Below are 22,664 nucleotides of genomic sequence, written 5' to 3'. Positions count from 1 at the left end.
GAAGCATGGATATTTTTCCTGCCGGTTTTCCTCCAGCGCAATCGCCGGTCTCGGATGGCAGGCCATTTCCAGTCGTCAGCCTTTTACCAACAAAAAATCCCCGGCCGAGGGCCGAGGATGATCCATGGCACGGACGCAAACCGCTCCGCATTTTTGCTGGATATGCTTTACGCATCCACCACGCGCAATGCGCGCGCAGCTTCCAACGCTTCCTTGTGCACCGCTTCCTGCACCTTTTCGAAGGCGCGAACCTCGATCTGGCGGACGCGTTCGCGGCTGATGTCGAACTCGGACGAGAGTTCTTCCAGCGTTACCGGGTCTTCCGCGAGGCGGCGGGCCTCGAAGATGCGGCGTTCACGGTCGTTCAGCACGCCCATGGCTTTCGCCAGCATGCGGCGGCGGGTTTCCAGCTCGTCCTGCTCGATCAGCACGGCTTCCTGGCTGTCATGGTCGTCCACCAGCCAATCCTGCCACTGGCCGGATTCGCCTTCGGATGCCTTGATCGGCGCATTCAGCGAGGCGTCGCCATGCAGGCGGCGGTTCATCGAGATGACTTCTTCTTCCGACACCTGCAGCTTGGTGGCGATTTCCTTGACGTGTTCCGGCTTCAGATCGCCATCGTCAATCGCCTGGATACGGCCTTTCAGCCGGCGCAGGTTGAAGAACAGGCGTTTCTGGTTGGCGGTGGTACCCATCTTCACCAGCGACCAGGAGCGCAGGATATATTCCTGGATCGAGGCCTTGATCCACCACATGGCATAGGTGGCCAGACGGAAACCGCGTTCCGGGTCGAACTTCTTCACCGCCTGCATCAGGCCGACATTGCCTTCGGACACGACTTCGCCGATCGGCAGGCCGTAACCGCGGTAACCCATGGCGATCTTGGCGACGAGACGCAGATGGCTGGTGACAAGCCTATGGGCGGCGTCGCGGTCACCATGCTCGGCGTAACGCTTGCCAAGCATGTATTCTTCCTGCGGCTCCAGCATCGGAAATTTACGGATTTCGTCGAGATATCTATTGAGACCGGCTTCGCCGGCGGTAATCGTAGGCAAACTATTGCGGGCCATAAAGCACCCCCTTATCTATGGTCTGGAACGGTACCCTCTTTGGCCTGGCAAATCGCCCGCCCGAGGCACACCGTAAGCTGCGGGTCGTTACCGACCCCGCACGAACCCATGTGACAGATATGTATGCACCCGCCGCGTTTCAAGCGAACGCTGCGTTCACACATACGTTATGTTCCGGCGAAACTATCTCTGACCTGTTTAACTTTCGAGCGGTAGATTCGTTCCGAAAATCCACCGAGGCCAGAGCGTATCATCAGCTCATACATTACCCGCCTGCGCATGGGGTTATGCAGACGCACGACGGCAGAGCCGAGAAACTGCGTTTCGGCATGGCCAAGCGCCCGCAAGTCGGGTTCCTCGGCAATCGCGCCTGCGTAAACCGCGTGAAACTCGCGGCGGCAGACATAGGTTTTATATTTGGTCATGGCGAAGCAGGCGAGGCTGTGGCCATGGGTGCGCAGGAAATCGGCAACCCCCACCGTCACTTCCGGCCATGCGGGATTGAAAGTGTCATCGAAGACGATGACGCCATGCGGGGCGATCACCTCCATCGCCAGCTTCGCATCCGCCAAAACATGGTGCAGGTGGTGTCCGCCATCAATGCTGAAGAAGCGCACGGGCCCGATCCGCGAGGTGATGTCGGCCGGTGCGAGCCGGGTGCTGTCACCCTTGATGATCAGGTCCTCATCCATCGCAAAGCCCAGCCGCCGGCCGTTTTCCATCAGGCGGTCATATTGGTCGAGGCTGCCATCCTCCGGCGGGTCCATTTCGAACAGGTCGACGCCCAGAACCTTCTCCTGCCCCTGCGCGAATTTGCGCAGCAGGAAATAGGAGCGGCCATAATAAACGCCGATTTCCGCCATGCCGCCTTCAAGGTGGTTTCTGGTCTGCGCCTGCAGCAGCGCCTTGAAGACAAGCGCATCGGGCGGATCGATATAGCCTTCGACGCTGCGCAAATCCTGAAATATAAACCGGCGTTCATCGATGTTCATGCGCGATAGATTCCCGTCATCATGCCGGTTCCGTTCGAGGGGAGGCGGATCGAACGAAAGGCGTCCCCCTGCGGCGTCTGTTGCTTGGCAGGTTTCAAGCCTTGCGGGGGCCGAGGAGGTGCGATGATTGAAGCGAAATTGGGGCGGTCTATAAAAAGGACCGACTGCGGCATATCGCTATCCGCTAATCTTTTTTTATTATCCGGGGCTTCCGGTGAGATGGGAGGCGCGGTTTTTTTGACCGCGCCATGCAGGTTTTCAGCTGCGCAGGGCGGTAAGCAACTCCTGCATGTCATCCGGCATGTCGGTTTCGAACTCCATCACTTCGCCGGTACGGGGGTGTTCAAAGGCCAGAAGATAGGCATGCAGCGCCTGTCGCGGAAAGCGGTTGACGGTGCTTCTGGCGGGTTCTTCAAGCAGGTTCGCCTTGGTGCGGAAGGCCGCGCCATATTCGGGATCGCCGATCAGCGGATGGCCGATATGGGCCATATGCACGCGGATCTGGTGCGTGCGGCCCGTCTCCAGCCGGCATTCCACCATGGAGGCGAGGCAGGAAGCGTCGGACCGTTCATGAAAACGTTCCATCACCTCGTAATGGGTGATCGCCTCGCGGGCATCATCGGCATCCTCACGCTTGACGGCGCGTTTGGTACGGTCGGCCCCGCGGCCGAGTGCGGCGTCGATGGTGCCGCGCAGGGTGCGCGGGCGACCCCAGACGACGGCCTTGTAGGCCCGCTCCAGCGGTCCGGTGCGGCCGTGATCGGCAAATTGCGCAGCGAGATGGCGATGGGCATTGTCGTTTTTCGCCACGACCATGACACCGGAGGTTTCCTTGTCCAGCCGGTGCACGATGCCCGGCCGCTTGACGCCGCCAATGCCGGAAAGGCTGTCGCCGCAATGGTGGATGAGGGCATTGACCAGCGTTCCGGTCCAGTTGCCGGCGCCCGGATGCACGACGAGACCGGCCGGCTTGACGAGCACGATCAGGTCTTCGTCTTCATATTCAACGTCGAGCGGAATATCCTCGCCCTGCGGCTCGGGGTCTTCCGGCTCCGGCATGACGATCTCGATGCGGTCTTTCGGATGCACCTTCTTTTTCGGCTCCGTCACCGGCTTGTCGTTGACGAGAACCGCGCCCTGCTCGATCAGCGCCTTGATACGGCTGCGTGACAGATCGCCGCCGACTTCGCCCGCCAGCCAGGAATCCAGGCGGCCTTCGGCGTCTTCCCCGGCAATCAGGACTTTCCTTGCGTCTCCGCCTTGTTTAAAGGGGTCGTTCATTGTTATTTTTCCGATCCATCAGCATTTCAGGGAACCCGATGACGCAGATCGAGCAAGACGAACAGGAAGACAAGCCGCTTGATCCGGCCATGGAAAAAGTTCGCCGCAAGATGATCCGTTTGCAGATCGTGTCGGGCTCCGTGATGTTTATCAGCCTTATGGCCGTCTTCGGTGCGGTTGTCTACAAGGCGATGGGGCCGTCGAAGGCCGTCCAGACGCAGAGCGAAGCGCCGAACCTCGCGGTTCCCACCGGCAATGGGCCGCTGGCCGTCACCGCCAGCCTGCCGCAGGGCTTCGTCATCGACAATGTCAGCTATTCCGGCGGCGACATGCTGTTTTACGGCAGGCTGGCCAATGGCACCCGCAAGGCGCTGGTCTTCAACGTCGCGGCCGGCCGGTTCCTCGCCGATGTAACGGTCGATGGCCAGTGAGGCCAATAACCTGCTGGACGGCCGGGCGCTGATCCCGGTCGATGATCCAGCCGATCCGCGCATCGCCGCCTTTCGCGATATTCGCGAGCGCGACCTGACCGGGCGTCAGGGCCGCTTCATTGCCGAAGGCACGGTGGTGCTGCGCATGCTGGCCGCCGCCCATAAAGCGGGCGGCGCCTTTGCGGCGGAAAGCATCCTCATCCTTCGCAACCGGCTTGCCGGTGTCGCCGATATCCTTGCCGATTTCCCTGATGATGTTCCTGTTTATGTGGCCGAAGCGCCGGTGCTGGATGGCATTGTTGGGTTCCACCTGCATCGCGGCATTCTGGCGCTCGGGCGGCGGGTTCAGGATCGCGGGCTGGAGGAGATGACGGCGGCACTTCCCGCCTCGTCGCTGGTGCTCGTGGGCTGCGGCATTTCCAACCACGACAATCTCGGTGCGATGTTCCGTAACGCGGCGGCGTTTTATGCCGATGCGGTATTTCTGGACGAGACCTGCTGCGATCCGCTTTATCGCAAGGCACACAGGGTGTCCGTCGGTTCGGTTCTGTCGGTTCCTTATCATCGCGGCGGCGGCGCGGTGGAGATGCTGGAGCGGCTCTCGGAGGCCGGTTTTGCGATCTGGAGCCTTTCGCCCAATGGCGAGACCGAAATACGCGACATTCCCCGATCCGCGCGCATGGCGCTGGTGATCGGCACGGAAGGCGAGGGGTTGCCGCAATCGGTGCTCTCGCGGTTTCACACGGCGCGGATTGCGCAGTCGCCGCAGCTGGATAGCCTGAATGCGGGGACGGCTTCGGGGCTGGCGCTTTATCAGATGGCGGGGGCGATAGGGCGGGTGTGATGCCGAGGCGTATGCGGCTTACCCCCCTCTGCCCTGCCGGGCATCTCCCCCTCAAGGGGGGAGATCGATATGCAGCACTCTTCAGACCATCTCTAACGTTGCGAATGAGCGAGGGTTAGCTCCCAGCTGATCTCCCCCCTTGAGGGGGAGATGCCCGGTAGGGCAGAGGGGGGTAAACTACACCCGCCGAGGGCCTAGTGTTTCCGCTTCTCCATCACCACCTTCGCCCGCTTCGCAAGGCTCTCCCGCCCCGATGAGCCAGAGGCCTTGGCCAGCAGCGCCGGAATGGGCGATTTTTCGCCCTCCTGCGCGGCGGTGAGCGCGATCATCTCGGCGGCAATCCTTGCGATTTCGCGGCGGATCGGTTCGTCATTGCCGGTGCCGCGCACGTTCAGCAGGCGTTCGGTGAGCGCGGTGCCCTGATTGCGGATATCCTCGATTTCCTGCTCCAGACCTTGCGACGCCGCTGGTTCCGTCACGACGGGGGGGACTGGTTCCTCTGCGGCCATTGCCGGTGCCGCCTCTTCTTCAGCGGCGGGTGCGGTTTCAAGCGCGGCGACTGGGGCAGCGGCCGCCGGTTGCGGCGGGTTAACCGTTTTCTCAACCGGCTCGGCCGGGTTCGGCAGGCGAATGATCATGTCGTTGCTGCGGCCACCCGTTGCGGCCAGCTGTTCCTTCAGGCGGGCGACCTCCTGGTTGCGCAGCGTCAGCATCGTGTCGAGATCGGCGTTTTTCGCCATGACGGTCGCGACCTGTTCTTCCAGCCGGGTGACCTTGCGGCTTTCGCGGGCAACCGCCGTCATGGCTTCCTTGTTGCGCGCCGCCACGTCCTGCAATTCGCGGGTCGCGGTCTCGCCTTCCTTGCGGAACCGCGTGGCGCTCTGTTTCGCCTGCTCCGCCTCAAGGTCGCGGGTCGCGGCGGTGATTTTCGAATCATCCAGTTCGCGCGTCAGGTTGGTCAGGCGGGCGGTGAGGTCCGACATCTGCGTGGCGCGCTCGTTTGCGGCCTGTTCCTGCTGCAGAAGGTTCGATTGTATGGTGTCGGCACGTTCCTCGCTGGCATCGAGGGCGGCGCGCAATTCGCCGATCTCCAGCGTCAGTTCCTCGATTTTCAGGGAAAAGCCGCGATTCTGCTCGCCAAGGCGGTAGGCATCGCTGGAGGCAGCCTCGTTGGCGAGGCGCAGCGAGGTGTTCTTCTCCCGTTCGGTGTCCAGTTCCTGGCGGACCTTGGCGTTTTCAGCCGCGTAAAGCGCGCGCGCCATGTCTTTCTGGGCGCGCACTTCCTGCGGGCTGATGGGCATGGTCGCGCGCAGGCGGTTTTCCGTATAGGCGACGATGCGGCGATGGATCGCGGGTGCGATCAACAGGGCCAGCAGGGTTGCGGTGAGAAAACCCAATCCGAAAAGAATGGCATATTCGATCACGCGGGACAGTCTCCGAAACTCAGATACGCGCGCATTCGGAAAGAGGGGCGCGAAAGCACGTTACGCTATTATTGCAACCGTGGGGAGGGGGCTCCCGGCAATTGCACAGGCGACGTCGGCACCGCTTGTTTTTTCTCCCCGAGGGGAAGAAGTCCGCGGCAGCGGGATGAGGGGGCAAGGGTAGAGGGATACGGCAAGGTTGCCCCCTCATCCGACCATTCGGGCCACCTTCTCCCCCTCGGGGAGAAGAAAGATGCCGCACCGTCCCGTCTTATTAGAAGGGGTTCCAGGTCGGCTGCTGGGTGAGCTTCAGGTAACCGACATTGATGCCGAGGCGCGCGCCGATGCCGGTGCGGATGGGTGCCAGCGTGACATCGCTGCTCTTCAGATAAGTCATGCCGACGCCGGCGACGATGAAGGCCGAGCCGCTGACGCCGCCGAAACGGCGGTAAAGCGCGTCGACCGAGGGCAGGTTGTAGACCAGCATCATGGCGCGGGTGCCCTGGCCGCCATAATCAAGCCCGAGCGACGGACCCTGCCAGAAGACGGGGTGCTGGCCGGCATTCTTGGTGTAAAGCGTGCCTTCGCCATAGGTGAGGCCGGCAACGAAGGCGCCGGAGCCTTCCTGGCCGAGAATGTAACCGTTCGGAAGACCGTATTGCTGGAAGGCGCGCTCCACCACCTTGGCAAGGCCGCCGGTGGTTTCACCGAAGAATCCGTGGCCTGCATCCACGACTTCCTGCATGGAATATTGATCGCTGTTCTGGGCCGCTGCCGGTGCGACCCACATCAGGAGGCTCGCAAGGAGCGCGACAATCTTTCCCAGTCCGAGGCGTGCAATGGTGCGGGTTTTCGTAAGGCGCATCGTCATGTCCGTCCGTCTGTTTTGTTAACGCATCAGCCCGAAAAACCGAATCGGTTTTCGCAGGGGCCGGCGCGTAGAGTCAAAGTTCTACAGCATCTGTCGTGCGTCCTAGCGGATACACGGGGCTCCAATGTGGCCTGTTAAGGCATTTGGCATTTTGAAACCATCCTATTAACAATCGGTTTACCAAATATGGTGTCATTATGGCTTAACAATTTCCACACCGTCCGCGCCTCCCTTGCGCAGGAGAGAATTTTATGACGAGCAAACTCAATATCACGCTGTCCGGTCCCGATCTGGCGGCTCTTCTGTGCAGCCGTGTGTGCCATGATGTGATTTCTCCTGTTGGCGCCATCAATAACGGCCTCGAACTGCTGGACGAGGGCGGCACGGATGACGATGCGCTCGATCTCATCCGCACGTCAGCCCTTAACGCATCCGTGCGGCTGAAGTTCGCCCGCCTTGCTTTCGGTGCGTCGGGTTCCGCCGGCGCTTCGATCGATACGGGCGAGGCCGAAAAAGCCGCCAAGGATTTCGCCGCCGCCGAAAAGAAGGCCGAAGTCAGCTGGAACGGTCCACGCGCCATCGTTGCGAAGAATCGTGTCAAACTCTTGCTCAACCTCTTCCTCGTCGCTTATGGAGCGATCCCACGCGGCGGCAATGTGGATGTGCTGCTGGAAAGCCCCGACGGTGACGCCAAGTTCGAAATCACCGTCAAGGGCCGGATGATGCGCGTTCCGGCCAAATTCGCCGAGATTTACGAAGGCAGGCTGGAAGAGGCCGTCGACGCCCATTCCGTGCAGCCCTATTACACGCTGCTTCTGGCCGAAGAGGCCAATATGGCGGTGGAATACAAGGTGCATGAGGATCGCATCGTCTTCACCGCGAAAACGATTGCCGAGTGACCGTTCAATTGCGGGCATGATTTTTCAGGAAAGGGCCGGGCTGCGTCTGCCGACGCACCGGCCTTTTTTCCGTTTTGGGGAGCACGTTCATGACACGCCTGACAACCGCCCGCCTCATCCTGCGGCCGCATGCCATCGGGGATGAAGCGCTTTATTGCGCCTTCTGGGGCGCGGATGTCCTGCCTATCGATGGTGTCAAATCGATTACTCCGCTGGATGCGGAACTCGCTTTTGCCCGTCTCCTGCGCTTCATCGGCCATTGGTCCGCCTTCGGCTTCGGTCCCTTTGTCGTGGAGGAGGCAAAGACGGGGCGCATCGTGGGCGAGGTGGGTTTTGCCCATATGCGCCGCGGAAACGGGGCGGATTTTGACGGCGTGCCGGAGGCGATGTGGAAAATCGACAGGGAACTGGCCGGCAAGGGTGCCGCGACTGAAGCGGTGGCGGCTGCAACCGGATGGTTCGACAGTCGCGGGATTTCGCAGCGGACTGTCTGCATGATCGATCCGCTGAACAGCCCCTCCCTGGCCATTGCCGCCCGATTCGGCTTTCAGCCGTTTCGCGATACGATGTTTCGGAACAGTCCCGTGCGGCTTTTCGAGCGGTTGTCTGCGGCCTAGCGCTCTTACTCCTGGGGCGGTCCGGTGAAGATGCTGTCTCGATCGCGTTTGAGGGCGTCCTGAAACCTGTTTGAGGTCTCAGGCGGAGGCGTTTTGCGGCAGGGGTTGGCCCAGATCAACTTCTGGAGCATCCCATGCGTCACTCTCTTCTGGCAGCAATCGTCATTTTTTTCACCGCTCCGGCGGCAGTGGCGCAAAGCGCCATCGGTTTCAGGCAGATAGAATTGCCTGACGGGGCCGGCGCGAGAGCGCTTGCCGTCTCATTTTGGTATCTGGCGGCGCCTTCGGGCAAAAGCGAGGTCGTGGGCGAGAACGCGGCCTTTTACGGTCTCGACGTTCAGCCGTCCGCCCCTCTCCTGGCCGGCGCGCGTCCTCTCGTGCTGCTGTCGCACGGGTTTGGCGGCAGCTGGCGCAATCTGAACTGGATTGCCGGCGAACTTGTTCAGCAGGGTTATGTCGTGGCCGCGCCGGATCATAACGGCGAATCATTTACCGAAGAGAATGCGACCGAGATCGTTCCCCTCTGGGAGCGGCCGCGCGACATCAGCAGGACGCTGACGGCGCTGCTCGACGGTGATCAGCTTGCGGGCAAGATCGACAGCAAGCGTATTGCCGTGATCGGGCATTCTCTCGGAGGCTGGACCGCGATGGAGCTGGTCGGGGCCCGCTATAGCGCCGAACTTGCCTTAAGGGACTGCCATGGAGAGAAAGCGCCACCGCAATGCAAGGCGCCCCGGCTTTTGGCCAAGGTCGGGATCGTCGGCGATGGCAAGGCGGATCCGCGCCTTTCGATGGATTTGAGCGATGTTCGCATCCGGGCGGCCATCGCACTCGATCTCGGGCCGGCTTCCGGTTTTCTGCCGGAGACGCTGCAAGGTGTGGAGGTTCCGGTTCTGGTTCTGGCTGCGGGTGTCGAGACACCCGAGATTGCCGCCATCAAGGCCGATTCCGACTATATCGCCCGCCATTTGCCGAAGGCGACGACCCTCTATCGGGAAATACCGGACGCCAGCCATTTCAGCTTCATGCAGATTTGCAAACCGAATGGCGAAAAAATCGTAGAAGAGCTTTCGCCAGGGGAAGGTTTCGTCTGCCGCGACGGGGGAGGCCGAGACCGCACAGCCATCCACGTGCAAATCGCGGAAGCAATTATCGGCTTCCTGAAAGTCGAAATGCGTTAACACCGGTGTCCGGGACGTCTCCACGCGGCGTGATGGTCGTGAGACGTCCCGATCTTTCAAGCGGCGTTGGCCGGGTGATAGCGATAAACGAGGTCTTCGGGGTCGGAGCGTGGTGCCGACGGATCGAGGGCGCCACCGATGCGCTCGGCGACAGCCGCTGATTTGCTGTTTTGCGGCGAGACGTAGCTGACGAGGGTTGGCAGGTTCAGGGTCTCGAAGGCCCAGTCACGCATTGCCACAGCGGCTTCCGCAGCATAACCGCGCCCTTCGTGGCCATCGTAAAGCAGCCAGCCGAGTTCCTTTTCGAGAAAGAGCGGGCCGTGATTGATGCCGATCTGGCCGATGCATTCACCCGTGTCACCACGATCGATCATCAGCGCGCCGTGGCCGAAAAAGTACCAGTTGGCCAGATCGTGGCAGAAAACGCCCCATGTCTTCCAGAGGTCATATGGCCCGCCGACACCAATGGAGCGCGGCGACGCCATGAAGTCCTGATAGGCGGGAAAGTCTTCCATGACCAATGGGCGCAATGTCAGGCGTTCAGTCTTAAGCGTGGGGATAGGGTGGTTCATGTGCCTTCGTCCTTTTTGGGAGCGTAGCTAGGCCCTTGTCATTACATGCCGATGACGTTGTCGCTTCTCCCTTGAAATCACAACAAAAAACCCGCTGTCGCCAGCGGGTCTTTTAAAAACTGTCCTGTCCTTGAGGGGTCAGGCGGTTTCAAGGAATTCCGTGGCGCCATCCGGCTCGCGCAGAACATAGCCGCGGCCCCAGACGGTTTCGATGTAGTTTGCGCCGCCTGCGGCATTTGCGAGCTTCTTGCGCAGCTTGCAGATGAAGACGTCGATGATCTTCAGTTCCGGTTCGTCCATGCCGCCATAGAGGTGGTTCAGGAACATTTCCTTGGTCAGCGTCGTGCCCTTGCGCAGCGAAAGCAGCTCGAGCATCTGATATTCCTTGCCGGTCAGGTGAACGCGCTGGCCGCCCACTTCAACCGTCTTGGCATCGAGATTGACGATCAGCTCGCCGGTGGCGATGACCGATTGCGCGTGGCCCTTGGAACGGCGGACGATTGCGTGAATGCGGGCAACAAGCTCATCCTTGTGGAAGGGCTTTGTCATGTAATCGTCAGCGCCGAAGCCGAGACCGCGAACCTTGTCCTCGATGCCGGCCATGCCGGAGAGAATGAGGATCGGCGTCTTGACCTTGGAAAGGCGCAAGGTTCTCAGGACCTCGTAACCCGACATGTCGGGCAGGTTGAGATCGAGAAGAATAATGTCGTAATCATAGAGCTTGCCGAGGTCCACGCCTTCCTCACCGAGGTCGGTCGTGTAGACGTTAAAGCTCTCCGACTTGAGCATCAGTTCAATGCTCTGCGCTGTCGCGCTGTCGTCTTCAATAAGTAGAACCCGCATAATTATCCCCTTTGCCGCCCGCGAACCGGTAAAACATTGCCTCGCGCGATGCGGATCCAGACGTTGCCTGATTTGCAGGCTGCCACCAAATGGTTAACAAATTCTAATTGCCTTTGGCAAGGTGTATCGAATTTATTAAGCAAAGTAGGCATTTCGCTGTTTTTGCACGTGAATCCACCATCGCCAAAATTGAAGCTTAACGTGAGGATTTCCCGCTAAGTGATTCAATCGACTCTTACATCGTCTGGCCCGTTTTTTTGGACCTGGCATTTACCGACCCTTAAATGATCGTGTTTATCATTAACGATGCCCGTAAACGAAAGGTTAACGGCGGCGGTTTTTTATTAACGCCGGGTAACTTTTGGGAATCATTCCGGCACAACGGGTTAACCCGGCCGGTTGAACGGGCGGGTTAAACGGGCCGATCAGGGGGGCATAGTGCCTTTTTGATCCGGGTCTCGCTATCCATGGAGTATTGCGTATGAAGTCGCGTGACAGCCTGGTTCGCCTGAAGGAATTTCAGGTTAATGAAAAACGCCGGCAGCTTAACCAGCTGCAGCAGATGATGTCCGAGTTCGAGCGGATGGCAAAGGAACTGGTGCATCAGATATCTCTGGAAGAGAGCAAGTCGGGCATTACCGATCCGACGCATTTCGCCTATCCGACCTTCGCCAAGGCCGCGCGCCAGCGGGCCGATAATCTTCAGGTCTCGATCCGGGAGCTGAAGGCCCAGCAGGAAGCCGCCGAAGCTTCGCTGGAAGAGGTGCAGGCCGAATATGAAAAGGCCGCGGCACTGGAAAACCGCGACGGAGCGATCCGCGCCCGCGCCTGACGACCGGCGCAAATTCGTTGAACGATCGTCCTCATTGAAGGCTGCCGGTGGATCAGGAGGCGGCTTTCAATGACGCGACGCCATGCATTTTTTAACAAAAGGCCGCCCTTTGAGGCGGCCTTTTGTTTTTCCTGCACCTGGTTTTTCCGGTCAGGTTTTCGCCGGGGGCCCTGGGCGGGCATTTCGGTGTTTTCAATTGTCCGGGACGGGGGAAAGGCGTAATTTAACGGGGTTCCGATCATGAACCGGAGGTTTTACGCGCGCGTCCCGAATATCCCCGCGCGGGTGGGCACGGGCGGTAACAGCAGGGAGGAAGAAATGGCTCGCCAATATATCGATTGCCGCGAATTCCCCAGTGACAGCAAATGCACCATCGCCATCTCCGCCGATACGCCGGAGGAGCTGATGGAAGCGGCCGTTCAGCATGCCGTGGCAGTGCACGGCGCCGAGGACACGGCTGAATTCCGCGAGGAAATCCGCAGGAGCATGCATGCCGGAATGCCGCCGCTGAAGGTGGCGTGAAGGGAGGACCGACGCGTACTTATGAATGACGCAAGATGTGAAGGGGTTGCGAGAGACCGGGGCGTATGCCGCTTGCTTCTTCTCCCCGCCGGGGAGAAGTCCGCGGCAGCGGGATGAGCGGGCGAGGGTAGAGGGATTCGGCAACGTTGCCCCCTCATCCGACCCTTCGGGCCACCTTCTCCCCCTGGGGGAGAAGAAATATGCCGCGACGTTTGCGAATATTCTGCCCTTTTACAGAATTAAGCGCCCTTACCCATTGATAACATCCGCCCATTCAGGATGGCGTAGCGTCTGGGCCTTGAAGAACGGGCAGAGCGGAATGATTTTCCAGCCGCCCTTGCGGGCCTCGTCGATGGCGTGGGCCGCGAGCGCCTGGCCGACGCCCTTGCCGCGCAGGGCATCGGGCACGCCGGTATGGTCGATAATGATCAGCGAAGGGGAGGTGCGGGAATAGGTCATCTCGGCCTTGTGGCCTTCGACGGTTGCCGAATATTCGCCGTGCGATCCGGTTTCGGTGCTGAGAATGTCCATGGTTTTCGCCTCCTTGCTGCGTTCGTTGTTTCCACTCTAACGGCTCGCGCCCGAATTGAAACAGCGGGAAAGAGAACGCAGCGGACACAAACCGGCGACAATGGTTTTACTGAAGGAGGGGTTCACCGAAGCAGGACAGGCCTTGCGGGGAGAAATCCGAAATCAAACCGAAAACCCCGTCGATAATCCGGCGGGGCGTTTTTGAGAATTCGGCTTTGGCGCGTTGCCGCGCGGACGCAATATCAGTGGCGATATTGCTGGATGCGCGTAGTGCGCAGGCCTGCAAGGCCATGATCGGCAATCGAGGACTGCCAGGACAGGAATTCTTCAACAGTAAGCGTATAACGCTCGCAGGCTTCCTCGAGGCTCAAAAGTCCTCCGCGAACCGCTGCAACCACCTCCGCCTTTCTGCGAATGACCCAGCGACGGGTATTGGCAGGCGGAAGATCCGCAATCGTCAGAGGGCTGCCATCGGGGCCGATGACATATTTAACTCGTGGGCGTATCATTTCGGTCATTGGACACTCTATACAAACTCAAGACCATATGACGGGAACTTTAGCCCCGTACCTTTAAAAATTGCCTAAGCAGCTCTAGACAATTTATTAAGAATTTGAACGGTTTCGCCTGATTTGTTCGAGTCGCCTTATTTTGCGGGGGAAAAATTTTTCCAGAAATCGCATTTTTTATCGTCCATCGGTTGTTTCCCTCACAGTGCCGCAAGCGAAAGGCACGTTTTTCCGCTGCCATGGGTAAATTCCGCCGATCCCTCATGCTGCAGCCGCAGGCGGTCGCCGGCATTGAGCGGAAGAATGAAGGTGGCCGATTGTGAAGCGCCGGCGCTGGAGGCGTTTCCGGCAATGCTGCAATTGCCCGCCGCGCCGTTGACCGACAGCGAGACCCGGTGGCCGGAGGAGGAGGCTACGGCAAGCGACAGAATGGCGAGATAAAGACCCTTTGCAGGAACGATCAGTTCCCTTCCTCCGCCCGTGCCAACGGGGTCGCCGAGCGCAAAACCGCCCTCATCGATGAAGAGCAGGGAAAAACCCGCTGCCGAGCCGTTGGCCGGTTTTGTCGTGCCCGCCGGCAGTCCTGCCAGCACCACGGCCCGGTTGGGCAGCGAGACGCGGCCGTCGGCGCTGCATGAAAGCGCTATATGCCAAGTGGCGCCATCGGCGCTGGTCTTGATTGCAAAGCCGTCACTGCCGGCAAGGCCCATTTCCGCCCGGCCGCTCCAGCCGGACTGGAACAGCAGCGATGCGGTATCGGCTTTCGCTGCCTTGTTGATCGCCATGCGATGGCTGCCATTCTCCTGGCCGTGGGTGAAAAGGCTGGCAGGGGCGGCGAGCGCCAGGCGGTTGCTGGCATCGGCCTCGGTGCCTATGCCCAGCCTTTGGAACGTGCCGGTTGCGGGCAGCGGCATGTCCTGCCATGCGCCCTCCCGCAACACACGATATTTTCCCTCGTCGATAAACCATGCCGTCCAGCCGGGCTGCGGCATTATCGAGAGCCACGCGCCATCCTGCCGGAAGGCGAGCCTTCCGCCCTTGCCCGCCCAGTCTCCCGTGGCGTCCGGGGACAGCAGGAAGCAGCTTCCCTCCGGCGCGGTTTCGGGCGGTGCGGCGACCACGCCCCTGACGACCAGCTGGACGATCGCATCCAGCCGTTGCAGCGCCTCATTATGGGTCACGTGTTTCTGCGCCTGGGAGGGCAGGATGTAGGGAAGCCGAAGTCTCGCCGTCTGTTCCGTCATGGTGTTTGTCCGCGCTCGTGTCGTCTGCCGTGATTTTGATGCGGCGGGGCAGGGCGGGGATGAGCGGGGATGAGATTATTTCGGTTTGATGGGGGTTGGGGTGGTTTCTGTGTTTGCGGGAAACGGCATTTTTCGGCAAGCAGGAGAGGCTGCGTCCTGGCTTCGCGTATGCGGCTTCACCCCCCTCTGCCCTGCCGGGCATCTCCCCCTCAAGGGGGGAGATCGGCAAGACGCACTATCGCCGCTTCTATCTCAACCTTGAAGATGGTCGAAACCCAACCTCGGGTCGATCTCCCCCCTTGAGGGGGAGATGCCCGGCAGGGCAGAGGGGGGTGAAGCCGCATACGCGAAGCTTACCAAAACAGAAATCTGATACCGCGCGTCGCGGTAGTTCCCAGAGATGAAGTATTCTCGGGGTTACCCCGCCATCGCCCCTTCGGCGATGAAATCCGGATTGGCCAGCGCATCCTCGCCGTCGCCTCTCACCTCATAGGCAAGCGGCTGGCCGTCGCAATCCAGCGTTCTGCCGCCGGCGGCGCGCAGCACGGCATCGCCGGCGGCCGTATCCCACATCATGGTGCGGCTGAAGCGGGGATAGATATCGGCCGCGCCTTCCGCCAGCATGCAGAATTTCAGCGAGGAGCCGACGGAAATGCAGTCTTTCAGCCCGTGTTCGGCGACGAAGGCTTCCGTTTTTGCCGTACAGTGCGAGCGGCTGATCAGCGCCACGGGCGATGCGCCGCGCTGGCGGGCCCGGATGGGATGGCGCGCCAGGATCGCGCCTTCGCCTGATATTGCGAGTTTTTCAGCGCTGTCGTCCTTGCCGGTCCATGCCTGGCCGCGGCAGGGGGCGTAAACCACGCCTGCGACCGGAACACCGTTTCTGATCAGGGCGATATTGACGGTGAAATCGTCTTTGCCGGAAATGAATTCCTTGGTTCCATCCAGCGGGTCGACCAGAAAAAATTCCTTGCCCGTTTCCGGCAGGATGCCGTTCGAGACCGCCTCTTCGGCGACAACGGGAATTTCGGGAAAATTGGCGGCCAGCGCCTGAAGAATGATCGTCTCGGCGCGCTGGTCGGCCTCAGTTACCGGCGAGCAGTCATCCTTATAGGACACGTTCGGGCCGGCGCGATGGACCGCCATGATCGCCTGCCCGGCGTCCAGCGCCGCTTTCGTCAATATGTCGATCATCTCTTTGCCGTTGCCATCCCATCGCCACCCCGTGGCGGGACCTTGCTATACAACCTGGCTACTCCTTTGGCCGTCATCCGTCAAACAATGGCGGCCGACAGGGCTAAAATAGGCATTCAGTCGCTATTTTTTTAGCACTTCCTGCCGAAATCATGGCTCTTTTGATCGGGAAACGGGCAACTGGTGTGGAAATTCCAAATTTTGTGCAGGATCGCCCGTTTTTGACTTCACATTTTTAACGAACACGATATGCATTTTGGTGTTGGGGGTAAGCTTGCGAGGGCTCCCCTATAATTAACATAACGAGGCGTGGCTCATCAGAGGTCATGCCCAGGGGAAAGACATGGAGTATTTTATCCAGCAGCTCATCAACGGGCTGACTCTTGGATCGATCTACGGCCTCATCGCAATTGGCTATACGATGGTCTACGGCATCATCGGCATGATCAACTTCGCCCATGGCGATATTTTCATGCTTGGCGGTTTCGCCGCGCTGATTGTTTTTCTGGTCGTGACATCTTTTGTCGCCGGCATTCCGGTGGCGCTTCTTCTGCTTTTGATGATGGTCATCGCCATGCTGATGACCGGATTGTGGAACTGGGTCATCGAGCGCGTCGCCTACCGGCCGCTGCGCGGCTCGTTCCGCCTGGCACCGCTGATCACCGCCATCGGCATGTCGATCGCGCTGTCCAACTTCATCCAGGTCACGCAGGGTCCGCGCAACAAGCCGATCCCGTCGCTGGTGACGGAAAGCTACCATCTCGGTGCGATCACCGTTTCGCTGAAGCAGCTCATCATCATGGTGGTGACATCCGTGCTGCTCTTCGCCTTCTGGTACATCGTCAACAAGACACCGCTCGGGCGGGCGCAGCGCGCCACCGAACAGGACCGCAAGATGGCGGCGCTTCTGGGCGTTGATGTCGACAAGACGATCTCCATCACCTTCATCATGGGTGCGGCGCTCGCTTCGGTCGCAGGCACGATGTATCTGATGTATTACGGCGTCGCCTCGTTCAATGACGGCTTCATTCCGGGCGTCAAGGCGTTCACGGCGGCCGTTCTCGGCGGCATCGGCTCGCTTCCGGGCGCTGTTCTCGGCGGTCTGCTGATCGGCCTCATCGAGTCGCTCTGGTCGGCCTATTTCTCCATCGCCTACAAGGACGTCGCGGCATTCGGCATCCTGGCTTTCGTGCTGATCTTCAAGCCGACCGGCATTCTCGGTCGTCCGGAAGTCGAGAAGGTGTGAAACCATGACCAATATCGCTTCCGAACACGACACTTCCAACCCGAGCCTGATGGCAACGGCGGTGAAGGAAGGCATCTTTGCGGGCATCGTCTCGCTCGGCATGTTCATTCTCTACGTCGGCATCGTCACCTATCAGGACATCAACAACCAGCTCATCTGGGGCACCCGCTGGGGCCTGCTGGCGGTCTTCGTGGGCGTTGCCGCCGTCGGCCGTTTCCTGATGGTGGGCTTCATCAAGCCGTCACTGGACCGCCGCAAGCTTGCCAAGGCCAAAAGCGGCATTCTGGAAATTTCCGAGGAAAAAGGCTTTTTCCACAAGCACTTCCTGAAGCTGGCGCTGGTTCTGCTGTTGCTTTATCCCGTGATCGCCGTGCAATTGTTCGGCTTTCAGGGTTCGCTGAAATTCGTCGACAATTTCGGCATCCAGATCCTGATCTACGTGATGCTGGCCTGGGGTCTTAATATCGTCGTCGGCCTCGCCGGCCTGCTCGATCTCGGTTACGTGGCCTTCTATGCCGTCGGCGCCTATTCCTATGCGCTGCTCTCAAGCCATTTCGGCCTGTCCTTCTGGGTGCTTTTGCCGGTTGCCGGCATTCTTGCGGGTTTCTGGGGCATCATTCTCGGTTTCCCGGTCCTGCGGCTTCGCGGCGACTATCTGGCGATCGTCACGCTCGCCTTCGGTGAGATCATCCGCCTTGTCTTGCTCAACTGGACGGAAGTGACCAAGGGCACCTTCGGCATTTCCGGCATCGCCAAGGCGTCCGTCTTCGGCATCTGGTCCTTCGATGTCGGCGCGTCGAACAATTTCGCCAAGGCCTTCGGCCTGTCGATGTCGTCCGCCTATTACAAGATCTTCCTGTTCTACGTGATCCTGCTTCTTTGCATGCTGACGGCTTATGTCACCATCAAGCTGCGCCGCATGCCGATCGGCCGCGCCTGGGAGGCGCTGCGTGAGGACGAAATCGCCTGCCGTTCGCTCGGTATCGATACCGTCATCACCAAGCTCACCGCCTTTGCGACGGGCGCCATGTTCGGCGGTTTCGCCGGCTCGTTCTTCGCCGCGCGTCAGGGTTTCGTGTCACCGGAAAGCTTCGTCTTCCTGGAATCGGCCGTCATCCTCGCCATCGTCGTTCTCGGCGGCATGGGGTCGCTCACCGGCATCGCCATTGCGGCGCTGGTCATGGTCGGCGGCACCGAGGCGCTGCGTGAAATGGAATTCCTGAAGCATGTCTTCGGGCCCGATTTCACGCCGGAACTTTACCGCATGCTGCTGTTCGGTCTCGCCATGGTCATCGTCATGCTGTTCAAGCCGCGCGGTTTCGTCGGCTCGCGTGAACCCACGGCCTTCCTCAAAGAACGCAAGGCCGTCTCCGGCAGCTTTACCAAGGAAGGTCACGGTTGATGGCTTCCGGAACGACAACAATGGCAAATGATACGATCCTCAAGGTCGAACATCTCTCGATGCGCTTCGGCGGCCTGATGGCCATCAACGACTTCTCCTTCGAGGCGAAGCGCGGAGAGATCACGGCGCTTATCGGCCCGAACGGTGCGGGAAAGACCACGGTTTTCAACTGCATCACCGGCTTCTACAAGCCGACGATGGGCATGATCACCATGCGTCAGCAAAATGGCGAGGCGCATCTTCTGGAGCGGCTGCCGGATTTCGAAATCACCAAGAAGGCGAAGGTGGCGCGCACCTTCCAGAACATCCGCCTGTTCTCGGGTCTGACGGTTCTGGAAAACCTGCTCGTGGCGCAGCACAATGCGCTGATGAAGGCGTCGGGTTACACCATTCTCGGCCTTCTTGGCCTGCCGGCCTACAAAAAGGCGGTCAACAACTCGATCGAGAAAGCCAAATACTGGCTGGACAAGGCCGATCTGACCGACCGGGCCGATGATCCGGCCGGCGATCTGCCCTATGGCGCGCAGCGCCGTCTGGAAATCGCCCGCGCCATGTGCACGGGGCCGGAACTCCTCTGCCTCGATGAACCGGCGGCGGGTCTCAACCCGAAGGAATCGCTGGCCCTCAACGCGCTGCTGCGCGGTATCCGCGACGAGGGGACGTCTCTGCTTCTGATCGAGCACGACATGTCGGTGGTGATGCAGATTTCGGACCATGTCGTGGTTCTCGAATATGGCCAGAAGATTTCCGACGGTTCGCCTGACCATGTGAAGAACGACCCCAAGGTCATCGCCGCCTATCTGGGTGTCGAGGATGATGAAGTGGAAGACGTGATTGCGGAAGAACTCGACGGAGGAGCGGCCTGATGTCTGGTGAACCGCTTCTTAAAGTTCAGGGTGTCGAAACCTATTATGGCAATATCCGCGCTCTGGCGGGTGTCGATGTCGAAGTCAACAAGGGTGAGATCGTCAGCCTGATCGGCGCCAATGGCGCCGGCAAGTCGACGCTGATGATGACCATCTGCGGCAGCCCGCAGGCGCGTGTCGGCCAGGTGACTTTCGACGGTGAGGATATTACCCGTCTGCCCACCCATCTGATCGCCCGCAAACGCATTGCCCAGTCACCTGAAGGCCGCCGGATTTTCCCGCGCATGACGGTGCTGGAAAACCTGCAGATGGGCGCCAATCTCGACAATCTCAAATATTTCAAAGAGGACGTCGAAAAAATCTTCGTCATGTTCCCGCGGCTGAAAGAGCGCCAGAGCCAGCGCGGCGGCACGCTTTCCGGCGGCGAGCAGCAGATGCTCTCCATCGGCCGCGCGCTGATGGCAAGGCCGAAGCTTCTGCTTCTCGACGAACCGTCGCTGGGTCTCGCACCGCTGATCGTCAAGGGCATCTTCGAAGCGATCAAAAAACTCAACCAGGAGGAGGGGCTGACGGTCTTCCTCGTGGAGCAGAACGCCTTTGCCGCGCTCAAGCTTTCCGACCGCGCCTATGTGATGGTCAACGGCAAGGTGACGATGAGCGGTTCGGGCAGGGAGCTGCTGGCCGATCCGCAGGTACGCGCCGCCTATCTGGAAGGCGGCCGGCACTGAAAGATTTTACTTGCGCCGAAAATTTTGCGGCGCAAGATTGCAAACGGCATCCCGCCGGGCCTTCGGGCAAACGGCGGGATGTAAACAATAAAATGCCCTCCGGGAAAACGGCGGGACGACAGACAAGGCAGGGCTGGCGCATCGCGCCCGGCACTGATGGGGAAAGAGATGCAGGGCCTTTTTTTCGAGACCGATAGCGGCGTGCGTTATATTCTGCGCGCATTGGTTGTTCTTCTGGGTTTCTGGACCGCCTGGCGCGCGGGAAAATCCGTCGCCGATGGCTGGGGTGGTTACCCACGTGTGGTCATCTACACGCTGGCATTGGGGCTCGTCATGCGGTTTCTGCATCACGCGCTCTTCAACGGACCGTTCATAAACGGTTTTTACTATGTGTTTGACGTCGTTCTTCTTCTGGTCTTTTCCAGCATCGGTTTCCGCATGCGCCGGACGAACCAGATGGTCAATAACTACTATTGGCTTTACGATCGCACGTCGGCATTCTCCTATAAGAAGAAGGATTGACAGTCGGATTCGTCCGGCTGCACAATGCTCGTCAGAGTGGAACAGTTTCCTGTTCAGTGAAGGTGGGTACTGAACAGGCCCTAGTAACCAACCCATCCAAAGGAACTGGGAGTAAAGTAATGAAGAAGTCTCTTCTTTCCGCCGTTGCGCTGACCGCCATGGTCGCCTTCAGCGGTTCGGCCTGGGCCGATGTCCTGATCGCTGTCGGCGGCCCGCTGACCGGCCCGAACGCTGCTTTCGGTGCTCAGCTTCAGAAGGGTGCCGAGCAGGCTGCGAAAGACATCAACGCTGCCGGCGGTATCAACGGCGAACAGATCAAGATCGTGCTGGGCGATGACGTTTCCGACCCCAAGCAGGGTATCTCGGTTGCCAACAAATTCGTTGCTGATGGCGTGAAATTCGTCGTCGGCCACTTCAACTCCGGCGTTTCCATTCCTGCTTCCGAAGTTTATGCCGAAAACGGCATTCTCGAAGTAACGCCTGCCGCGACCAACCCTGTTTTCACCGAGCGCGGCCTGTGGAACACGTTCCGCACCTGCGGTCGTGACGACCAGCAGGGCGGCATCGCCGGCAAGTATCTGGCCGACCACTACAAGGACGCCAAGATCGCCATCATTCACGACAAGACCCCCTATGGTCAGGGCCTTGCCGATGAAACCAAGAAGGCAGCCAATGCGGCTGGCCTGACGGAAGCCATGTATGAAGGCGTCAATGTCGGCGACAAGGACTTCTCCGCGCTGATCTCCAAGATGAAGGAAGCCGGCGTCACGGTTATCTATTGGGGCGGCCTGCACACGGAAGCCGGTCTGATCATCCGCCAGGCGGCCGATCAGGGCCTGAAGGCAAAGCTCATCTCGGGTGACGGCATCGTCTCGAACGAACTCGCCTCCATCGCCGGCGACGCTGTCGAAGGCACGCTCAACACCTTCGGTCCCGATCCGACCCTGCGTCCTGAAAACAAGGAACTGGTAGAGAAGTTCAAGGCCGCCGGCTTCAACCCGGAAGCCTACACCCTCTACTCCTACGCCGCCCTGCAGGCTATTGCCGGCGCTGCCAAGGCTGCCGGTTCGGTTGAGCCGGAAAAGGTTGCTGAAGCTCTGAAGAAGGGCACCTTCCCGACCGCGCTCGGCGACATCTCCTTCGACGAGAAGGGCGACCCGAAGCTTCCCGGTTACGTCATGTACGAGTGGAAGAAGGGCCCGGACGGCAAGTTCAGCTACTTCCAGCAGGGGACGTGAGTCTTACTGGATAATTGCCTATCGAAGCCCGGCAGCGATGCCGGGCTTTTTGTTTTTAGGGTCAAGTGACCTGCTGACACCTTTATGGTTTTGTCATCCTCGGGCTTGACCCGAGGATCCACCGCCGCGCGAGGAATGGATCCTCGGGTCGAGCCCGAGGATGACGTCGAGTGTGGGTTGTGTTGGCAGGCAAAATACACTCGGGATACGCCTTCAGCCCGCTTTCTCCGCGGCCCTCGCCAGCACGACATCGGCGCGCTCCGAAACCGGAGCTTTCGGCAGCACCACAGTCTCATAATCCAGCCGGGCGTAATTACGCAGCAGGCGTTCATACTCCTCCACCGCCGCATCCAAACCGTGTTTGCGCTCGCTGTCTCCCCGGTAAATCTCCGGCCAGGGTGGGGTGAGGAAAACCAGCCGGTTATAGCGGTGCGTGTTTTGCAGCGTATCGATAAAGCTGTCACCGCTGACATGGCGAAGTGCCGAGGCGGCGTCGATCAGGCCGCGATCGAAAAAGACGAGGCCGTCCGGCGGGGTCTTTTGCCGGTCTTCGAGTGCCATGGCGATGGCGCGGCGGGCGAAGGCTTCGATGTCGATCCACGGCAGGGCCGTGCCGCCATTGCGGGTTTCTTCGATGACGATGCGGCGGCCGGGCTCTTCCACGGTGGCGAAACCGCGTCGGGTAAGCTCGGCGAGAAGCGTGGATTTTCCGCCGCCGGAGCAGCCGGAAAGGATGATGAAACGGTCCATGGGAACGTCCTCCTTGTTGGGGGATGCGGGGTATGTTTGAGGGAATGGGTTGCGG

Annotated in this window: 25 protein-coding genes; 13 read left to right on the top strand and 12 right to left on the bottom strand. The window is 59.9% G+C overall.

Translation table 11 applies throughout. From position 1 onward, the window contains the following. Nucleotides 1-167: 167 nt before the first annotated feature. The 3 genes from rpoH to AGR13A_RS12025 form a co-directional block, all read right to left on the bottom strand. Entirely contained in the window at nucleotides 168-1,070 is a 903-nt protein-coding gene (gene rpoH / locus AGR13A_RS12035; RefSeq protein WP_080835787.1) for an RNA polymerase sigma factor RpoH, read from the bottom strand. Nucleotides 1,071-1,237: 167 nt separating this feature from the next. Beyond that, a complete protein-coding gene (locus AGR13A_RS12030; protein WP_080835784.1) occupies nucleotides 1,238-2,062 on the bottom strand; it encodes a class I SAM-dependent methyltransferase in 825 nt (274 codons plus the stop codon). Between the two features lie 258 nt (nucleotides 2,063-2,320). Further along, the gene (locus AGR13A_RS12025) at nucleotides 2,321-3,343 is read right to left on the bottom strand and encodes an RluA family pseudouridine synthase (RefSeq protein ID WP_035228053.1); all 1,023 of its coding nucleotides are present in this window, start codon (nucleotides 3,341-3,343) and stop codon (nucleotides 2,321-2,323) included. A 38-nt stretch (nucleotides 3,344-3,381) separates the two neighbouring features. Here AGR13A_RS12025 and AGR13A_RS12020 point away from each other — a divergent pair, with 38 nt between their 5' ends. Next, nucleotides 3,382-3,774 (top strand): hypothetical protein, encoded by a 393-nt coding sequence (locus AGR13A_RS12020; protein WP_059754555.1) that lies wholly within the window; start codon nucleotides 3,382-3,384, stop codon nucleotides 3,772-3,774. Next, the gene (locus AGR13A_RS12015) at nucleotides 3,764-4,618 is read left to right on the top strand and encodes a TrmH family RNA methyltransferase (protein WP_139786051.1); all 855 of its coding nucleotides are present in this window, start codon (nucleotides 3,764-3,766) and stop codon (nucleotides 4,616-4,618) included. Before AGR13A_RS12020 ends, AGR13A_RS12015 begins: the two co-directional genes overlap by 11 nt. A gap of 194 nt (nucleotides 4,619-4,812) precedes the next feature. On the opposite strand, the gene AGR13A_RS12010 is transcribed toward AGR13A_RS12015, so the two are convergent. Beyond that, the gene (locus AGR13A_RS12010) at nucleotides 4,813-6,042 is read right to left on the bottom strand and encodes a hypothetical protein (RefSeq protein WP_035219937.1); all 1,230 of its coding nucleotides are present in this window, start codon (nucleotides 6,040-6,042) and stop codon (nucleotides 4,813-4,815) included. Between the two features lie 274 nt (nucleotides 6,043-6,316). Beyond that, the gene (locus AGR13A_RS12005) at nucleotides 6,317-6,913 is read right to left on the bottom strand and encodes a DUF1134 domain-containing protein (RefSeq protein ID WP_035219939.1); all 597 of its coding nucleotides are present in this window, start codon (nucleotides 6,911-6,913) and stop codon (nucleotides 6,317-6,319) included. A gap of 251 nt (nucleotides 6,914-7,164) precedes the next feature. On the opposite strand from AGR13A_RS12005, the gene chpT reads away from it, so the two are divergent. The 3 genes from chpT (at nucleotide 7,165) to AGR13A_RS11990 (ending at nucleotide 9,610) form a co-directional block, all read left to right on the top strand. Next, complete coding sequence (gene chpT / locus AGR13A_RS12000) at nucleotides 7,165-7,812, top strand: histidine phosphotransferase ChpT (protein ID WP_035219940.1); 648 nt, start codon at nucleotides 7,165-7,167, stop codon at nucleotides 7,810-7,812. An 89-nt stretch (nucleotides 7,813-7,901) separates the two neighbouring features. Continuing rightward, a complete protein-coding gene (locus AGR13A_RS11995) occupies nucleotides 7,902-8,429 on the top strand; it encodes a GNAT family N-acetyltransferase (RefSeq protein ID WP_080835781.1) in 528 nt (175 codons plus the stop codon). Between the two features lie 134 nt (nucleotides 8,430-8,563). Further along, nucleotides 8,564-9,610 carry an alpha/beta hydrolase family protein gene (locus tag AGR13A_RS11990; RefSeq protein ID WP_167377483.1) on the top strand — a complete coding sequence of 349 codons (1,047 nt, stop codon included), beginning with the start codon at nucleotides 8,564-8,566 and terminating at the stop codon, nucleotides 9,608-9,610. A gap of 56 nt (nucleotides 9,611-9,666) precedes the next feature. Here AGR13A_RS11990 and AGR13A_RS11985 read toward each other — a convergent pair whose 3' ends face one another. Continuing rightward, nucleotides 9,667-10,182 carry a GNAT family N-acetyltransferase gene (locus tag AGR13A_RS11985; protein WP_080835778.1) on the bottom strand — a complete coding sequence of 172 codons (516 nt, stop codon included), beginning with the start codon at nucleotides 10,180-10,182 and terminating at the stop codon, nucleotides 9,667-9,669. A 138-nt stretch (nucleotides 10,183-10,320) separates the two neighbouring features. Continuing rightward, on the bottom strand, nucleotides 10,321-11,025 hold the full coding sequence (gene ctrA / locus AGR13A_RS11980; protein WP_003522926.1) for a response regulator transcription factor CtrA: 705 nt from the start codon (nucleotides 11,023-11,025) through the stop codon (nucleotides 10,321-10,323). Between the two features lie 481 nt (nucleotides 11,026-11,506). On the opposite strand from ctrA, the gene AGR13A_RS11975 reads away from it, so the two are divergent. Beyond that, nucleotides 11,507-11,857, top strand: a complete 351-nt coding sequence (locus tag AGR13A_RS11975) for a flagellar export protein FliJ (RefSeq protein ID WP_003491821.1) — start codon at nucleotides 11,507-11,509, stop codon at nucleotides 11,855-11,857. Nucleotides 11,858-12,175: 318 nt separating this feature from the next. After that, nucleotides 12,176-12,379: a DUF1059 domain-containing protein gene (locus AGR13A_RS11970; protein ID WP_167377482.1), complete on the top strand. Its 204-nt coding sequence runs from the start codon at nucleotides 12,176-12,178 to the stop codon at nucleotides 12,377-12,379. Between the two features lie 249 nt (nucleotides 12,380-12,628). Here AGR13A_RS11970 and AGR13A_RS11965 read toward each other — a convergent pair whose 3' ends face one another. The 4 genes from AGR13A_RS11965 to cysQ form a co-directional block, all read right to left on the bottom strand. Continuing rightward, a complete protein-coding gene (locus AGR13A_RS11965) occupies nucleotides 12,629-12,910 on the bottom strand; it encodes a GNAT family N-acetyltransferase (protein ID WP_003491801.1) in 282 nt (93 codons plus the stop codon). Between the two features lie 242 nt (nucleotides 12,911-13,152). After that, complete coding sequence (gene sciP / locus AGR13A_RS11960; protein ID WP_003491799.1) at nucleotides 13,153-13,428, bottom strand: CtrA inhibitor SciP; 276 nt, start codon at nucleotides 13,426-13,428, stop codon at nucleotides 13,153-13,155. Nucleotides 13,429-13,619: 191 nt separating this feature from the next. Next, nucleotides 13,620-14,663: a DUF2793 domain-containing protein gene (locus AGR13A_RS11955; protein ID WP_080835774.1), complete on the bottom strand. Its 1,044-nt coding sequence runs from the start codon at nucleotides 14,661-14,663 to the stop codon at nucleotides 13,620-13,622. A 417-nt stretch (nucleotides 14,664-15,080) separates the two neighbouring features. Then, complete coding sequence (gene cysQ, locus AGR13A_RS11950) at nucleotides 15,081-15,857, bottom strand: 3'(2'),5'-bisphosphate nucleotidase CysQ (protein ID WP_080835771.1); 777 nt, start codon at nucleotides 15,855-15,857, stop codon at nucleotides 15,081-15,083. 343 nt (nucleotides 15,858-16,200) lie between these two features. Here cysQ and AGR13A_RS11945 point away from each other — a divergent pair, with 343 nt between their 5' ends. The 6 genes from AGR13A_RS11945 to AGR13A_RS11920 all read left to right on the top strand — a co-directional run bounded on the left by AGR13A_RS11945 (nucleotide 16,201) and on the right by AGR13A_RS11920 (nucleotide 21,859). Further along, nucleotides 16,201-17,103, top strand: coding sequence for a branched-chain amino acid ABC transporter permease (locus tag AGR13A_RS11945; protein ID WP_035219954.1), 903 nt, complete (start codon nucleotides 16,201-16,203; stop codon nucleotides 17,101-17,103). Nucleotides 17,104-17,107: 4 nt separating this feature from the next. Beyond that, a complete protein-coding gene (livM, locus tag AGR13A_RS11940; RefSeq protein ID WP_035219956.1) occupies nucleotides 17,108-18,505 on the top strand; it encodes a high-affinity branched-chain amino acid ABC transporter permease LivM in 1,398 nt (465 codons plus the stop codon). Further along, complete coding sequence (locus tag AGR13A_RS11935; protein WP_035219958.1) at nucleotides 18,505-19,371, top strand: ABC transporter ATP-binding protein; 867 nt, start codon at nucleotides 18,505-18,507, stop codon at nucleotides 19,369-19,371. The genes livM and AGR13A_RS11935 overlap by 1 nt, the downstream gene beginning before the upstream one ends. After that, nucleotides 19,371-20,099 (top strand): ABC transporter ATP-binding protein, encoded by a 729-nt coding sequence (locus AGR13A_RS11930; protein WP_003491772.1) that lies wholly within the window; start codon nucleotides 19,371-19,373, stop codon nucleotides 20,097-20,099. The genes AGR13A_RS11935 and AGR13A_RS11930 overlap by 1 nt, the downstream gene beginning before the upstream one ends. Nucleotides 20,100-20,267: 168 nt before the next feature. Then, complete coding sequence (locus AGR13A_RS11925; protein WP_003491771.1) at nucleotides 20,268-20,621, top strand: DUF6867 family protein; 354 nt, start codon at nucleotides 20,268-20,270, stop codon at nucleotides 20,619-20,621. A 119-nt stretch (nucleotides 20,622-20,740) separates the two neighbouring features. Then, nucleotides 20,741-21,859, top strand: coding sequence for a branched-chain amino acid ABC transporter substrate-binding protein (locus AGR13A_RS11920; protein ID WP_003491769.1), 1,119 nt, complete (start codon nucleotides 20,741-20,743; stop codon nucleotides 21,857-21,859). A gap of 213 nt (nucleotides 21,860-22,072) precedes the next feature. Here the strand turns inward: AGR13A_RS11920 and AGR13A_RS11915 are convergent, their stop codons facing one another. Then, complete coding sequence (locus tag AGR13A_RS11915) at nucleotides 22,073-22,609, bottom strand: AAA family ATPase (RefSeq protein WP_080835768.1); 537 nt, start codon at nucleotides 22,607-22,609, stop codon at nucleotides 22,073-22,075. Nucleotides 22,610-22,664: the final 55 nt, after the last annotated feature.

Source organism: Agrobacterium genomosp. 13 str. CFBP 6927, assembly GCA_900012615.1.
Classification (GTDB): Bacteria; Pseudomonadota; Alphaproteobacteria; order Rhizobiales; family Rhizobiaceae; genus Agrobacterium.
Note: the sequence above shows the minus strand (reverse complement) of the source record. Positions and strands in the feature narration are given on the sequence as shown.

Excerpts from the sequence above, each read along its gene's own strand:
- rpoH (WP_080835787.1), bottom strand. The coding sequence starts at position 1,070 with ATGGCCCGCAATAGTTTGCCTACGATTACCGCCGGCGAAGCCGGTCTC.
- AGR13A_RS12030 (WP_080835784.1), bottom strand. The coding sequence starts at position 2,062 with ATGAACATCGATGAACGCCGGTTTATATTTCAGGATTTGCGCAGCGTC.
- AGR13A_RS12025 (WP_035228053.1), bottom strand. The coding sequence starts at position 3,343 with ATGAACGACCCCTTTAAACAAGGCGGAGACGCAAGGAAAGTCCTGATT.
- AGR13A_RS12020 (WP_059754555.1), top strand. The coding sequence starts at position 3,382 with ATGACGCAGATCGAGCAAGACGAACAGGAAGACAAGCCGCTTGATCCG.
- AGR13A_RS12015 (WP_139786051.1), top strand. The coding sequence starts at position 3,764 with ATGGCCAGTGAGGCCAATAACCTGCTGGACGGCCGGGCGCTGATCCCG.
- AGR13A_RS12005 (WP_035219939.1), bottom strand. The coding sequence starts at position 6,913 with ATGACGATGCGCCTTACGAAAACCCGCACCATTGCACGCCTCGGACTG.
- chpT (WP_035219940.1), top strand. The coding sequence starts at position 7,165 with ATGACGAGCAAACTCAATATCACGCTGTCCGGTCCCGATCTGGCGGCT.
- AGR13A_RS11995 (WP_080835781.1), top strand. The coding sequence starts at position 7,902 with ATGACACGCCTGACAACCGCCCGCCTCATCCTGCGGCCGCATGCCATC.
- AGR13A_RS11990 (WP_167377483.1), top strand. The coding sequence starts at position 8,564 with ATGCGTCACTCTCTTCTGGCAGCAATCGTCATTTTTTTCACCGCTCCG.
- AGR13A_RS11985 (WP_080835778.1), bottom strand. The coding sequence starts at position 10,182 with ATGAACCACCCTATCCCCACGCTTAAGACTGAACGCCTGACATTGCGC.
- ctrA (WP_003522926.1), bottom strand. The coding sequence starts at position 11,025 with ATGCGGGTTCTACTTATTGAAGACGACAGCGCGACAGCGCAGAGCATT.
- AGR13A_RS11975 (WP_003491821.1), top strand. The coding sequence starts at position 11,507 with ATGAAGTCGCGTGACAGCCTGGTTCGCCTGAAGGAATTTCAGGTTAAT.
- AGR13A_RS11970 (WP_167377482.1), top strand. The coding sequence starts at position 12,176 with ATGGCTCGCCAATATATCGATTGCCGCGAATTCCCCAGTGACAGCAAA.
- AGR13A_RS11965 (WP_003491801.1), bottom strand. The coding sequence starts at position 12,910 with ATGGACATTCTCAGCACCGAAACCGGATCGCACGGCGAATATTCGGCA.
- sciP (WP_003491799.1), bottom strand. The coding sequence starts at position 13,428 with ATGACCGAAATGATACGCCCACGAGTTAAATATGTCATCGGCCCCGAT.
- AGR13A_RS11955 (WP_080835774.1), bottom strand. The coding sequence starts at position 14,663 with ATGACGGAACAGACGGCGAGACTTCGGCTTCCCTACATCCTGCCCTCC.
- cysQ (WP_080835771.1), bottom strand. The coding sequence starts at position 15,857 with ATGATCGACATATTGACGAAAGCGGCGCTGGACGCCGGGCAGGCGATC.
- AGR13A_RS11945 (WP_035219954.1), top strand. The coding sequence starts at position 16,201 with ATGGAGTATTTTATCCAGCAGCTCATCAACGGGCTGACTCTTGGATCG.
- livM (WP_035219956.1), top strand. The coding sequence starts at position 17,108 with ATGACCAATATCGCTTCCGAACACGACACTTCCAACCCGAGCCTGATG.
- AGR13A_RS11935 (WP_035219958.1), top strand. The coding sequence starts at position 18,505 with ATGGCTTCCGGAACGACAACAATGGCAAATGATACGATCCTCAAGGTC.
- AGR13A_RS11930 (WP_003491772.1), top strand. The coding sequence starts at position 19,371 with ATGTCTGGTGAACCGCTTCTTAAAGTTCAGGGTGTCGAAACCTATTAT.
- AGR13A_RS11925 (WP_003491771.1), top strand. The coding sequence starts at position 20,268 with ATGCAGGGCCTTTTTTTCGAGACCGATAGCGGCGTGCGTTATATTCTG.
- AGR13A_RS11920 (WP_003491769.1), top strand. The coding sequence starts at position 20,741 with ATGAAGAAGTCTCTTCTTTCCGCCGTTGCGCTGACCGCCATGGTCGCC.
- AGR13A_RS11915 (WP_080835768.1), bottom strand. The coding sequence starts at position 22,609 with ATGGACCGTTTCATCATCCTTTCCGGCTGCTCCGGCGGCGGAAAATCC.